The 13,282-nt window shown below is 71.1% G+C and carries 10 protein-coding genes; 1 reads left to right on the top strand and 9 read right to left on the bottom strand.

Annotation, left to right across the window (positions count from 1 at the left end):
• Positions 1-42: 42 nt before the first annotated feature.
• From rsgA to rutA, 4 genes are all read right to left on the bottom strand, one after another.
• Entirely contained in the window at positions 43-1,152 is a 1,110-nt protein-coding gene (gene rsgA / locus ACWDR3_RS10780) for a ribosome small subunit-dependent GTPase A (protein ID WP_450352121.1), read from the bottom strand.
• Positions 1,153-1,370: 218 nt separating this feature from the next.
• Complete coding sequence (locus ACWDR3_RS10775) at positions 1,371-1,997, bottom strand: isochorismatase family protein (RefSeq protein ID WP_450352120.1); 627 nt, start codon at positions 1,995-1,997, stop codon at positions 1,371-1,373.
• Positions 1,998-2,022: 25 nt separating this feature from the next.
• A complete protein-coding gene (locus ACWDR3_RS10770; protein WP_450352119.1) occupies positions 2,023-3,558 on the bottom strand; it encodes an MFS transporter in 1,536 nt (511 codons plus the stop codon).
• 43 nt (positions 3,559-3,601) lie between these two features.
• Complete coding sequence (gene rutA, locus ACWDR3_RS10765) at positions 3,602-4,675, bottom strand: pyrimidine utilization protein A (RefSeq protein ID WP_450352118.1); 1,074 nt, start codon at positions 4,673-4,675, stop codon at positions 3,602-3,604.
• A 361-nt stretch (positions 4,676-5,036) separates the two neighbouring features.
• Between rutA and ACWDR3_RS10760 the strand changes: the two genes are divergently transcribed.
• The gene (locus ACWDR3_RS10760) at positions 5,037-8,009 is read left to right on the top strand and encodes a SpoIIE family protein phosphatase (RefSeq protein ID WP_450352117.1); all 2,973 of its coding nucleotides are present in this window, start codon (positions 5,037-5,039) and stop codon (positions 8,007-8,009) included.
• A gap of 28 nt (positions 8,010-8,037) precedes the next feature.
• Here the strand turns inward: ACWDR3_RS10760 and ACWDR3_RS10755 are convergent, their stop codons facing one another.
• From ACWDR3_RS10755 to ACWDR3_RS10735, 5 genes are all read right to left on the bottom strand, one after another.
• Entirely contained in the window at positions 8,038-9,531 is a 1,494-nt protein-coding gene (locus ACWDR3_RS10755; protein WP_450352116.1) for a cellulose binding domain-containing protein, read from the bottom strand.
• A gap of 169 nt (positions 9,532-9,700) precedes the next feature.
• Entirely contained in the window at positions 9,701-10,471 is a 771-nt protein-coding gene (locus tag ACWDR3_RS10750) for a hypothetical protein (protein ID WP_450352115.1), read from the bottom strand.
• A complete protein-coding gene (locus ACWDR3_RS10745; protein ID WP_450352114.1) occupies positions 10,468-11,061 on the bottom strand; it encodes an RNA polymerase sigma factor in 594 nt (197 codons plus the stop codon). Before ACWDR3_RS10745 ends, ACWDR3_RS10750 begins: the two co-directional genes overlap by 4 nt.
• Before the next feature lie 63 nt (positions 11,062-11,124).
• Complete coding sequence (locus ACWDR3_RS10740; protein WP_450352113.1) at positions 11,125-12,465, bottom strand: radical SAM protein; 1,341 nt, start codon at positions 12,463-12,465, stop codon at positions 11,125-11,127.
• A 70-nt stretch (positions 12,466-12,535) separates the two neighbouring features.
• Positions 12,536-13,255 (bottom strand): pyridoxamine 5'-phosphate oxidase family protein, encoded by a 720-nt coding sequence (locus ACWDR3_RS10735; protein WP_450352112.1) that lies wholly within the window; start codon positions 13,253-13,255, stop codon positions 12,536-12,538.
• Between the last annotated feature and the right edge of the window lie 27 nt (positions 13,256-13,282).

Here is a 13,282-nt window from a genome sequence, read left to right as displayed (position 1 = left end):
GGCCTGGGGGCGGCAGCCCCCAGACGGCCACGACAACCCCGGTCACCACCGCCCCCGCTTAGCCTCCATCGCCGCCTTCCCGTCAGAACCCTTCCGCTTCCACTCCCGCCGAAGCTCCGCACGGACCCGCGCATCGGTCTTGGCCACGATCCACTGGTTCTCCCGCATCAACTTCCGGTAGCTCTCCAACCGCCGCACCGACAACTCCCCGGAGTCCAGCGCGGCAAGCACCGCGCACCCCGGCTCGCTCTCGTGCGCGCAGTCGTGGAAGCGACAGCGCCCCGCCAGTTCCTCGATCTCGGCGAAGACCTGGCCGACCCCGGTCTCGGCGTCCCAGAGGCCGACGCCCCGCAGTCCGGGTGTGTCGATGAGGACACCGCCGCCCGGCAGCGCGAGGAGGTTGCGGGTGGTCGTCGTATGGCGGCCCTTTCCGTCCGCGTCCCGAGTGGCGCGGACGTCCATGACGTCGTCGCCGAGGAGCGCGTTCGCGAGGGTGGACTTGCCTGCGCCGGACTGGCCGAGCAGCACGGACGTACCGCCGGAGACGAGGGCGACGAGGACGTCGAGCCCCTCCCCGCGCACGGCGCTGACGGTCAGCACCGGCACTCCGGGGGCGGTGGTCTCGACGTCTTCGACGAGGTACGACAGGCCCACCGCGTCCGGCACCAGGTCGGCCTTGGTGAGCACGACGACCGGCTGGGCGCCCGACTCCCAGGCCAGGGCCAGGAAGCGTTCGACGCGGCCGAGGTCGAGTTCGACGGCGAGCGAGACGGCGATGATCGCGTGGTCGACGTTGGCGGCGAGGATCTGTCCTTCGGACCGCTTGGAGGAGGTGGAGCGGACGAAGGCGGTACGGCGGGGCAGCAGTGTCCGCACATACCGCGGATCGCTGCCTTCGGGGTCGACGGCGACCCAGTCCCCCGTGCACACGACCTTCATAGGGTCACGGGGAACGACGAACTCGGTGTCGGCCCGTACGGTCCCGTCGGGGGTGACCACGTCGCACTGGCCGCGATCGACGCGGACGACCCGCCCGGGCAGGAGGCCTTGGGTGTCGTAGGGGGCGAACTCGTCCGCCCATGCGTCGTCCCAGCCGTAGGGAGCGAGCGCGGAGGAAGCGGAGGTAACAGAGCTGGAACTGCTGGAAGTCAAGGGTGATCCTTCACAAGGACGGCCCCGGCCAAGAGAGTTGAGGTCAGCCGGCTGCCAAGGAGGTGGACTTGATGAGTTCGTGGATGCGGGCAGCGCCCGGCGCGACGGCAGTCATCGGTCAACACCTCCTGGGTCTTCCTCGTGAACGAGCACGGTCTGAACGAGCACGACCTTAAAGGCACTCGGGCCGTGACGCCACCGAATTAAAGCGCCCCGAGTCACAGCGCGCCGAGATGGTCCCGCACCCGCCCCATCGGCCACACCTCGCCGATCTTGTGCTTGATGTCGAAGAGGTTCGCCGCGTGGATGTCGGCGTCCCGGTCGCCCACGGCCTCCTCGACCACGATGGGGACGAAGCCGTACTGCATGGCGTCCAGGGCGGTGGCTCGGACGCAGCCGCTCGTCGACAGTCCGCCGATGAACAGGGTGTCGATGCCGTTCGCCGCGAGGTGAGCGGCGAGGCCGGTGCCGAAGAAGGCGCTCGGGTACTGCTTCGTCACGGTCAGGTCGTCCGGCGTCGGGGCCAGCCCGTCGATGAACTCGCCGAAGGGGCTGCCTTCGACGAAGGCCCGCAGGACGGGCACCTTGCGGAAGAAGAGGCCGCCGTCACTGCCGTCCGCCCGCAGCAGCACCCGCGTGACGATCACCGGGATCCCGGCCCGGCGCGCGTCGGTCAGCAGCACCCGCATCGCCTCGACCGCCGGTTCGACGCCCGCGTAGAGCGGGCAGTTGGGGTCGACGTAGGCACGGGCCGGGTCCACCAGGAGGAGAGCCGGGGAGGTGCCGGGGGCGAGCTGTCCGCCGAATCCGGCGTGCTCGTAGTCCTCCTGCTGGGAACCGGTCATGGCGATGTCCTCCTGTCGGAACCGGTCATGGCGATGTCCTTCGTGAAGTGGCGGACTCCGGCCGGGCGTTGACGGCGACCGCGTCGGTCGTACGCGGAGCCCGCAGCGACTGCGGGAACGCCAGGCAGATCGCTCCCCCGGCCACGATGACGCCCGTGAGGACGAACCCCGTGACGCGGATGTTGGCGACGAAGCGGTTCAACTCGCCCGACGCGAACACGTTCAGCGTGTTGAGTGTCCCGTCGTACGCGGCGTGCCGGGCCGGTTCGCTCAGCCCGGTCGTCGTGAACGCGAGCGCGAGTGCCGTACTGAGCAGGTACCCCACGTTCTGTGTGGTCGACCGCAGGCCGTTGGCCGTCCCGCGCCGGTCCGCCGGCGCGCTGAGCATCAGAGCGCTCGTGCTGGGTGTCATGAACAGCCCGGTGCCGGCCCCGACGAGGAAGAGGAAGGGGGCCACCGCCGGGAACGGTACGGCCGCCGTCGAGAGCGTCAGCGAGAAGCCCAGCAGACCGCACGCCGTCATGGCCATGCCTGCCGTCGTCAGCGCTCGCGGAGTGAAGCGGTCGCACAGTGAACCGGCGACCGCCGAGGTCATCAGCGTGCCGACCGCGACCGGTGTCACCAGCACGCCCGCCTGCAGAGACGTGGCACCGGTCACCGCCTGCTCGTGCAGGGATGCCAGGAGTACGACGGCGTAGGAGCCGACCGCGTTGGCGAGCACGGCGACGAGCACCAGGGCGATCGCTCGGGTGCGCAGCAACGCCACGTCGACCAGGGGGTGCGAGCGGCGCGCCTGGACGACGGCGAAGGCCGTGAACAGGGCGAGGGTCGCGCCGCCGCAGACCCACGGCAGCCAGCCCGCGACGGTGGCCGTGACGCCGGGCGTCAGGGTGAGGACCAGCGCGGTCAGCATCGCCGTGGACAGCAACGCGCCCGGCAGGTCGAACGGTTCACGGGTCCTGCCGGGCCGCCCGGTGGTGCCGCTCCCGCTCGCCGGAACGACCAGCGCCGAGGCGACGATCGCGAGCAGTCCGATCGGCACGCAGACGACGAACAGCCCGTGCCAGCCCAGGAGTTGGGTCGCCGCGCCGCCGACGAGCGGTCCGGCGATCTGGGCCAGCGCGGCCACCGTCACGTTCCAGCCCAGGGCCCGGCCCAGGCTCCGGGCGGGGAACACGTCGGTCAGCAGGGCGGTGTTGTTGGTGATCACGGCGGCGGCCCCGACCCCCTGCACCACCCGCGCCGCGATCAGGAGTTCCGCCGTCGGGGACAGCGCCGCGAGCCCGGTCGCGGCGGTGAAGACGACGAGCCCGGCGAGATAGAGCCGGCGGCGGCCGACCAGGTCGGCGAGGCGGCCGAAGACGAGGATCAGTGCGGTGGTGACCAGCATGTAGCCGAGCAGGATCCAGTCGGCCTGCCCGGGGCCCGCCCCCAGTTCCCGGGCGATCGTGGGCAGGGCGACGGCGAGACCGCTCATGTTGAGGAACACGGCGACCACGCCCACGGCGGTGGCGGCGAACACCCACCGCGGGTCACGGACGGCGGGCCCCGCCTCGGACATCAGGCCGGCCACACGTCCGGCGGGTCGGGCACTGGGGCGGTGTTCACCGCGGGACCGAGCGCGACTTCATCAGCGGCTGGATGCGCGTACCGAAGTTCTCCAGGCCTTCGAGGAAGTCGTCGAAGACGAGCATGATCCCCTTGGTGCCCTCGACCTCGGCGACCTCGTCGAGCAGTTTCGCGACGGTCTCGTACGACCCGACCAGCGTGCCCATGTTGAAGTTCACCGCGCCCTCGGGCAGCGCGATGGTCCGGGCGGTCGAGGTGCCGTCGGAGGTCGTGTCCGTGGCCGTCTCCCCCGCCATGTACGCGAGCGCCGCGTGGTCGGCGTTGTCGTGGTAGTCCTGCCATGTGGCCTGGGCGGCTTCGTCGGTCTCGTCGGCGATGACCATGAAGAGGGAGAGCGCGCCGACGTCACGGCCGGTCTCCCGTGCCGCCTCGACGAGGCCGGCCGTGGTGCCCGAGAGCGCGAGCGGGGTGTTGACGCCGCTGCCGAGGATGAAGTTGTACTGGGCGTGCTCGGCGGCGAACTTCATGCCGGTGGTGCTCTGGCCGGCGGCGACGATGTCGATGTGCCCGTCCGTCGGGCGCGGGGACAGCACGCAGTCGTCCATCTCGTAGAACTCGCCCTTGAAGTTGCTGACGCCCTCGCTCCACAGCTCCTTCATCACGGTGACGTACTCGGCGGCCCGGGCGTAGCGGTTGCCGAAGTGCTGGTCGCCGGGCCACAGGCCCATCTGGGAGTACTCGCCGGGGGCCCAGCCGGTGACGATGTTGATGCCGAAGCGGCCGGGGGCGATGGAGTCGATCGTCACCGCCATGCGGGCGACGATGGCGGGCTCCAGCGCGAGGATCGGCGTGGAGGCGTACAGCTTGATGCGGTCCGTCACGGCGGCCAGGCCCGCCATGAGCGTGAACGACTCCAGGTTGTGGTCCCAGAACTCGGTCTCGCCGCCGAACCCCTTGAGCTTGATCATCGACAGTGCGAAGTCGAGCCCGTGCTCCTCCGCCTTCTGCACGATGGCCTTGTTCAGCTCGAAGCTCGGCAGGTACTGGGGTGAACTCTTCGATATGAGCCAGCCGTTGTTGCCGATGGGGATGAAGACGCCGATGTCCATACCGCTCCTCGCTGACGGGTGGGGTGAATCTGACGGGGGGACAACGAGCTTGCATGATCGGAGAGTTCCGGAATTCCGGGCGTTCCAGGGGGAGTTCCGCGCCGGCCTCGACCGTACGCGTCGATCATTACTACCCTCCTCCCGGTCTGTGAACGCGGCGCTACGCACGGCGGCCGGGCCACTGGGCCAGCGCGTCGCACGACGGCGCGCCACACAGTGTCACCGATCATGACCTCAGCGTGATCAATTGACAACTCGCCCTGGATGCACGCCAGTTGAGCTCGTGTCGGCTGTCGGAGTCGCTGGTGAGAATCGTGCGAAGCTGTACGTCACCTGAGACCGGAACGGTAAAGTCCAGAGTATGAACGCACGTCTGGCTCTCCTCGGCACGGTGGACCCCGGCGTGGCGGAGAGCGAGGTCTTCCGGCTGGCGCTCCAGCACGCCGTGGGCGAGCTGAGCGCCCTCGGGGGAACGATTCATCTGCGCGGCCCCATGTCCATGCTCCGGCTGGTGTCGTCGACCGGGCTGCCTCCCGCGCTCGCCCGCTCCTGGGAAATCATCGACCAGGAGGGCCCGTCGGCCCAGGCCCGGGCCCTGCACCAGGGCCGTGGCGTGTGGGTGCCGATGGAGCCGTCGCCCATGGACGCGTCGGCCCCGACGCCCGTGGGCGCGTCGGCCCCTGACCTCAGCTGGCCCGGCTCCGGCCTGGCCGCCCTGCCGCTGTTCGGCGGCGACCGCAGCATCGGCGCGCTCACGGTCCTCGCGGGCGACCAGGGCGAGCCCACCTCGCGGCAGTGGGACTTCCTCCACGAGCTGATCGCCTGGACCGAGGAGCGCATGAGCCAGGCCGCGCCGCCCTCCACCCCCTCCCGGACGGAGCTGACCGGCTCCCGCGACCGTCTGCGGCAGGCCCTCAAGGAGGTCAGCGTCGGCTCCTGGGACTGGGACATCCAGGGCGGCGAGCTGCTGTGGGACGAGGCGGCCATGGAGCTGTACGGCTTCCGGCCCGAGGACTACACCGCCCGGGTCGAGAACTGGATGGTGTGCGTCCACCCCGACGACCTGGCGCCGACCCTCGACGCGGTGGACCGGGCGATCCGCGACCACGGCGTGTTCGAGGCCGAGTACCGGGTACGGCGGCTTGACGGCACGTACGGCTGGACGCAGGCCCGGGCCCGGGTGACGTACCACGAGAACGGCGAGCCCAACCGGATGATCGGTGTGGGCTGGGAGAGCAACGAGTCCCGGTCCGCCCGGGACGCGCTCGGCCGCGCCCTGCGCCACATGAGCGACGGCTTCCTCGCGGTGGACGACGAGTGGCGGATCACCTTCGCCAACCTGGAGGCGGAGCGCACGCTGGGCTTCTCCGAGGAGGAGCTGTTCGGGCGGCTGCTGTGGGAGCTGCCCGCCACCCGCGAGGTGCCCGGCATGGAGAGCCGCTGCCGGGAGGCCGCGGCCGAGGAGAGATCCGTCGGGTTCGACGTGCGGATGGGCGACACCGGCCGGCGCCACCACGTGCGCCTGGTGCCGGGTCCCGACGGCCGCACCCTCTACTTCACCGACGTCACCGAGAAGCGGCAGCACGAGGAGGAGCGCCGGGCGTCCGAGCGCGCCGCGGTCGAACGCGCGGCGCGGATGGGCGAGTTGACGAAGGCCCTGGCCAAGGCGACGACCTCGCAGGACGTGGTGGCCGCGGTCGCCCGCCGGGTGCTGCCGCCGTTCGCCGCGGCCGGCCTGCTGGTGCAGGCGGTCGAGGGCGACCGGCTGCACACCGTGGGAGCGGACGGCTACCCGGAGGACTTCCTCGCCATCGTCGACGGCCACTCCCGGACAACCGGTGAGCCGTCCTGGGACGTGATCGAGTCCGGTGTGCCGCTGTTCCTCTCCTCGGTCGAGGAGTACACGGCCCGCTACCCCGCCCTGACCGGCAGGCCGGCCCGGGCCGAGAAGCAGGCGTGGGCGTTCCTGCCGCTGACGGCGTCCGGCAAGACCTTCGGCGTCTGCGTCGTCGCCTTCGAGCGCTCCCGCCGGCTCTCCGACGAGGAACGCACCCTGCTGACCACGATCAGCGCCCTCGTCGCCCAGGCCCTGGAGCGGGCCCGGCTCTACGACGCCGAGCACACCCGGTCCCGCGAACTCCAGCGCAGTCTGCTCCCCCGGGACCTGCCCGACCTGCCGGCGTGCACCGCGGCCGCCCGCTACCTTCCCGCCGGCCAGGGCATGGACGTGGGCGGCGACTGGTACGACATCATCCCGCTCTCGGGCGGTCAGGTCGCCCTCGTGGTCGGCGACGTCATGGGCCACGGCCTGCCGGAGGCGGCGACGATGGGCCGCCTGCGCACGGCGGTGCACACCCTGGCCGACCTGGAGCTCCCGCCCGACGAGATCATGAGCCACCTCAACGACCTGGTCGCGGGGATGGGCGAGGAGTCGTACGCGACCTGTCTGTACGCGCTCTACGACTCGACCTCCCGGATCTGTTCCATCGCGCGGGCCGGCCATCCGCCGCCGGCGGTGGTCCACCCCGACGGCACGGTCCACTTCCCGCCGCTGGAGGCGGACCCTCCGCTGGGAGCTGCTGAACCCCCTTTCGAAACGGTCGAGTTGACGGTTCCGGAGGGCAGCCTGCTGGTGCTCTACACCGACGGTCTGGTGGAGTCGTCCAAGCGCGAGATGGAAGAGGGCATGGCGGACCTGGCGCGTCTGCTGCACGAGGCGCACCAGGCCGATCCGGGCACGGACCTGGACCTGGAACGCCTCTGCGACACCCTGACCGCGGGGCTGCTGCCCGCCGAGAGCGCGACGACGGACGACGCGGCCCTGCTGGTCGCCCGTCTGCACGCCCTCACCGGCGACCGGATGGCGTCGTGGGCGCTCCCCGAGGACCCGCGAGCGGCCGGCCAGGCCCGCCGCCATGTCCGTGAGCAGCTCGCCCTGTGGGGCCTGGACGACCTGATCCCGACCACGGAACTGCTGGCCAGCGAGATGGTGGGCAACGTGATCCGCCACGCCAGAGGCCCGCTGCGGCTGCGGCTGCTGCACGGCGCCGAGCTGATCTGCGAGGTCTTCGACGGCAGCCTGACCATGCCCCGGATCCGCCGCGCGACGGACACGGACGAGGGCGGCCGCGGCCTGCAGCTGATCACGGCCCTCTCCCAGCGCTGGGGCACGCGCTACACGGCCACGGGCAAGTGCATCTGGACGGAACAGGCACTGCTCACACCGGAGAACCGGCCGGAGCCGCCGTCGGACGCCCTGGACCTGATGTTCCTGAACACGAGCGAGTTCATGGGGGACCTGGACGCGCTGCTCCTGGGGGACGAGGACCGTTAGCGGTCCTCGTCCCCCAGGTGGCGCGAAGTCAGGACTTCAGGCAGCTCTGCCCGTTCAGCGTGACGTCGTACGGCGGCGAGTTCTTGCCCGACCAGGTGGCGATGAAGCCGAAGGAGAGGCTGCCGTTCGCGGGGACCGACTTGTTGTAGTCGGCGGCGGTGGCGGTGACCCGGGAGCCGTTCTGGGCGAAGTTGGCGTCCCACATCTGGCCGACCCGCTGGCCGTCCTTGAAGGACCAGGCCACCCGCCAGTCGCCGATGGCCTTCTCGGTGGTGACGCTGATGGTGGCCTGGAAGCCGTCGGGCCACTGGTTGACGAGGTCGAACTCGAACGCGCAGGCGGCCGAGGCGCTCTTGCTCGCGGACGGCTTGCTGTCGGCCGTCGACGAGGAGGTGCCCTGGGGTTCCGGGTCCGGGTCCGCCTTCTTGCCCTGGCCGGTCGGCGTCGCCGTGGTGGTGGCGGACGGGCTCGGGGAGGCCGTCTTCGGGAGCGGTACCGAGGAGGGCAGGGACGGCTGCGGCGCGGCCACCGGGCTGGTGTCGGTGGAGGGGTCGCCGGAGGCCGAGGCGTCGTCGTCCATGCCGCTGCCCATCGGCATCATGGAAACGGCCAGCGCCAGCAGCGACACCAGTACGGCGGCGACGAGCAGGCCGTTGCGCACGGCCTTCGCCCGCTTGGCACCGTCCTGCGGCTCACCGCCCGGGCCGGCGGTCAGCTCCGGGCGTCCGGCGCCCAGCCGCACCTCGGCGGCCCGGCGGCGGCGCTCCAGATAGGCCAGGCCGCCCCAGCCGATCACCCCGCTCGCCAGCGCCACGGGCAGTCCGCCGCTGTTGGGCCGCAGACAGGCGGCGGCCTCCGCGCAGCCCACGCACCGGGCGAGGTGGTGCGAGAGGTCGTCGGGGATGTCGGCGGTGGGCGACCGGGTGACCGCGTCGAGCAGCCGCACATAGCTGCGGCACTGCGCGTCCATCGGGGTGTCGAGGTGGTTGCGGTGGCAGCGGTCCCGGAACAGGCCGCGCACCTGGGCCAGTTCCTCGGCGACCAGGGCCGCGTCGAGGCCGAGCCGCCGGGCCACCACGGGCAGGGGCAGCGCCTCCACCTCGGCCAGCCACAGCAGCGCGGCGTCCGCTTCCTGCAGGTCACGCAGACCGCGCAGGGCGATCGGACGCAGCAGCGGCGGTCCGGTGTAGCGCGCGGCCTTGTCGGAGTTGAGCCACAGCCGCAGATCGGAGTCGAGGTCGTGACCCTGTCCACCTGCTTCCCAGGCCGCCGCGGTGGTGCGTACGGCGGTCAACAGCAGGGGGATCACGGGCAGTCGGGGCGCGCGGCGGCCGGTGCTCCTGGCATTGCCGCTCTCGGCGGCGCGTGCTTCGCGTATGCCGAGGGCGAATGCCTCCGTGGCCAGCTGTGTGGCCGCGGTGGAACCCGCGGTGCACAGATCGGCGTAGGACAGCACGGCGTCCCAGCACTCCGAGAACAGCGCGGCCTCGGCGGCGTCCTTCGGGGTCGGCAGGTCGGGCATGGGTCTCCTGCATCCACAAGCGAGGTCAACTCACCATATTGGCAACGGAGTTGTGGGGAGCCTCGCGGCAGGGCCCGAGCCTTTCACGTCATCGACACAACTGACAAGCGCCCGTTTCAATTTCGGTTACCGGCGGTCGCCTGACGACGACCGCCGGTGCACCTCACCGCTAGTGCTCGGAGCGCACGACGCCCAGGACCCGCCCGTGCGCGTCGAAGGCCTGTGTCCTGTACTCCGGGAACCACTCCTCGTTGCTACGAGAGTTATACGGAAGGAACGTCAGGAAGTATCGATCCCGGCCGACATCGATCGGTCCCACCACGTTCTTGCCGTGCCAGTCGACCTTGACGCTGACGGCTCCCTTCGGCGCCCGGCCGTAGATCGCGACCCAGTCGGACAGGGCGGTCGTGTCCACGACGGACCACATCGGGGCCGGCGGAGACACCATGCTGTCGCCGCCCCGGCTGCATTCCGACCAGCCGCCCTCCATCCTCTTCCCGTCCGGCCCCAGCACCCGCAGATAGTGGCAGGTACCACCCGATTCGTTCGGCGCCTCCCAGTACTGCATGGTCAGCCCGTCCGGGGTGACGCCGGAGAACAACATCTCGGCCTTGTCGGTGTCCGGCGCCAACCCGTGCGCACCCCGGCTGGTGTCCCCAGCCCTGTTCAACCCCCAGTCCACGTCCCCCGGGATCACCCCGGTGGCCTCCGCGGCCAACCCGCCGACGCCCAGCACTCCGACGAGCGCGACGCCGATCACCCAGCGCCGACGTGGCGGCCGGTAGGTCCGCGGGCGCCCCCTCCGCGCCCGCGGACCCTCCCCCAGGATCCGCTCCAGGACCGCCCCGTCCGGTCCCGCGTCCTGAGTCACCGGGTCGGCGGGAGCCAGCAACTCCCGTACCCGTCCCTCGACTTCGGCCGTGTCCAGCTGCCTGCTCATGCCCGCTCCCCCTTCAGCCCGGCCAGTTGTCCGCCCACCCGGCCGGCCGGTTCCTCGCGTAGTGCCAACTCCCTTTCCAGGCGCTGCCGTGCGCGGTGCAGCCGTACCGCGAAGGTGCGCGCCGAACAGCCCACCACCCGTGCGGCGGCGGCCGTGTCGAGGCCCTCCCAGCCGATGAGCCGCAGGGTCTCCTGGTCGCGGTCCGACAGCGCGGCGAGCGCCTGGCGCACATGCAGCGCCTCGACCACTCCCCCGGCGTGGTCGGGGGCCGCGGCCGCCACGGGTGCCGTACGGCCGAGCCGTGCGGTCAGGCGACCGCCGCGCCGTTGTCCGCGCAGCTGGTTGGCGAGGATGTTGCGGGCCACGGCGTACAGCCACGGCAGTTCCCCGTCGGCCTCGTCGGGCACCTTGTCGATGCGGCGCCACGCGACCAGGAAGGTCTCGGCCGCCACGTCCTGTGCCGTCTCCGGGTCCGGTGCGCGGCGCCGGGCGAAGCTCAACACCCGCCCGTAGTGCGCCGCGTACAGCGCGCGGAGTCTCTCCTCCCCGCCCGCCGCCTCGGTCCCCTCAGGTGTTCCGTCCTCCGGCACACCTGCCCCCTTCCGTCCGCCGTCCGCGATGACACCCCTCTATGTCCGGCGGTACGGCGGGAGTTACACCTGGGTCGGCTCCGGTGCGGAAGGACTGTCCTCGCGGGCCGGCAGGCTGTCCATGAAGGAGCTGACGGAGAAGACGGCGCGGCCGGGGCCGGGTTCGCCGTATCCGGGCGGGGACTGGAGCCCGAAGTCCTCCATGGTGGCGCGGTAGGCCTCCAGCAGGCGGATGTGGTACTCCAGCGGGGCGCCCTGCGGATTGGCCTTGCCGAGCGGGGTGGTGGGCTCCGGGCACCAGGTGGTGAAGCGGGGCGTGATGCCCTGCGACATGAAGAAGCGCAGGCCTTCGGTGGTCGACGCGATCGCCTCGTCGACGGTCTTGAACCCGAACGGCTCCGCCATCTCCACGCCCGCCACGAAGTTGGGGATCACATTGCGCGCGCCGAAGATCTCCGCCGAGTCGAGGATCCGCTTGTGCCACTCGGCGCGGCCGACGTAGCGCTCCTTGCCCGGGCAGTGCAGCTTGAACAGATACTCGTCCCACACCTCGTAGTTGGGGTGGTAGATCTGCACGCCGTAGTCCTTGAACCGCTGCACGTCGTCCTTCGGCAGCGCCTGGGCGACGACCTTGCCGATCCAACGGCCCGGGAAACGCTCCTCGATGGCCTTGGCGTAGTGCCCGTAGAAGTCGGCCTCGTCGCGTCCGGCGACGGTCTTGGTGATCGCGCCGCCGGTGAGCGTGTAGGCGGTGGACACCTTCGCGGTGTCGTACCGGTCGATGATCTCCAGCGCCTCAAGGACCTCCTCGACGTCCTTCACGCCGGTGTACGGCCGCCCGGCCGCCTTGTGCTGGCGCCAGTTGTGGTTGATGTCGCAGTACTGGCACTCCTCCTTGGCGCCGAAGTACTGGCAGACGCGGAAGACGGTGAGGTAGATCAGGTAGCCCCACTGGATGGTCGGGGCCACCTCCATCACGGACTTCCCGTTGGCGAGCTTGTGCTTGTAGTACTCCGGCATCGGCGGCACACCGACATCGGCGATGCGCTTGCCGTCGAGGTAGAGCCCGAGGACGCCGTCGTCGTCGGAGGCCACGCGGTACGGGGACGCCGGGTTCACGCGCACGGACACGACGGTGCGGCGCAGGTCGTACGGACCGCCGGTGAGGATGATCTCCTCCGGCGGCCGCCGCAGCGCGGCCTCGCCCAGCTCCGGCAGGGTGCCGTGGTCGAAGGAGAAGATGAAGTACGACTTCGGCTTGACCTCGCCGCCCTCGTTGTCGCTCAGCGCGGAGGGGTCGAAGGCGACACCGCCGCGCAGCAGGTCCTCCTTGAAGACGGCTTCCCGCGGCACATGCGGAAAGCGCTCCATCAGATCCTCGACCAGCGCGGTGCGGCTGCCCATCCCGTAATCTCCTCCCGGCTCAGGCGCCCTGCTTCAGGCGTACGACTCTTCACGGTATGCCCCCGCTCGTTCATCCCCCGTGCCGGGTCCCTCCACGACGGGCGATATGTTCTGGTACGGGGGTGTTCGACGGCAGTGCCGGGTCGGTGACCGGGGTACCCCACGTCGACGTGAGCGGCAATGTTCCCGCCCAGAGACCCAGCTCCGCGTCAGGCCCGTCGCCGTCGTCCGGCGGACCCGTGCGGATCTTGACCGAGGCCTCCTCCAGGGAGAGGGCGAGGAGAGTGGTGGCGGCGAGTTCCTTGCGGTTGGGGCGACGGGCGTACGTCCACTGCCCGGGCGTCGCGTGTTCGGTGAGGGCGCGGAGGCCGGCCAGCTTCTCCTCGGGGTCGGTGATCCTGCGCGGGACGCCGCGGATCATGGCGCTGCGGTAGTTCACGCCGTGCTCGAACACCGATCGCGCCAGGACCAGGCCGTCGACGTGGGTGACCGTGACGCAGACCGGCGTGTCCGCGGCGAGGCTGCGGCTGGCGACGGAACCGTGCAGATAGAGCTGCCGCTCGTCACGGCCGTACACCGTCGGCACGACCAGCGGCCGACCCTCGACCAGCACGCCCAGGTGGCACACGAACCCGGCGTCCAGGATCGCCTCCAGGTCCGCCCGGTCGAGGCTGCCCTGCTCGCGCAGACGGCGGTGGCGGGTCAGGTCGGTCTCGGGGAGGTGGGCGGGCAGGGCCGACGGAGCGGGCGGCCGGGCGGGTGGCGAGGCTGGCGGCGGGCTGGACGTCATGGGCGCAAAGCTAACGAAAACGTGCCC

This window comes from Streptomyces sp. NPDC001002, from assembly GCF_053599215.1.
This window is presented reverse-complemented; position numbering and strand designations above follow the sequence as displayed.

What these genes read in the sequence shown, in the direction of transcription:
- ACWDR3_RS10775 (WP_450352120.1), bottom strand. Translation starts at nt 1,997, where the DNA reads ATGACCGGTTCCCAGCAGGAGGACTACGAGCACGCCGGATTCGGCGGA.
- ACWDR3_RS10770 (WP_450352119.1), bottom strand. Translation starts at nt 3,558, where the DNA reads ATGTCCGAGGCGGGGCCCGCCGTCCGTGACCCGCGGTGGGTGTTCGCC.
- rutA (WP_450352118.1), bottom strand. Translation starts at nt 4,675, where the DNA reads ATGGACATCGGCGTCTTCATCCCCATCGGCAACAACGGCTGGCTCATA.
- ACWDR3_RS10760 (WP_450352117.1), top strand. Translation starts at nt 5,037, where the DNA reads ATGAACGCACGTCTGGCTCTCCTCGGCACGGTGGACCCCGGCGTGGCG.
- ACWDR3_RS10755 (WP_450352116.1), bottom strand. Translation starts at nt 9,531, where the DNA reads ATGCCCGACCTGCCGACCCCGAAGGACGCCGCCGAGGCCGCGCTGTTC.
- ACWDR3_RS10750 (WP_450352115.1), bottom strand. Translation starts at nt 10,471, where the DNA reads ATGAGCAGGCAGCTGGACACGGCCGAAGTCGAGGGACGGGTACGGGAG.
- ACWDR3_RS10740 (WP_450352113.1), bottom strand. Translation starts at nt 12,465, where the DNA reads ATGGGCAGCCGCACCGCGCTGGTCGAGGATCTGATGGAGCGCTTTCCG.
- ACWDR3_RS10735 (WP_450352112.1), bottom strand. Translation starts at nt 13,255, where the DNA reads ATGACGTCCAGCCCGCCGCCAGCCTCGCCACCCGCCCGGCCGCCCGCT.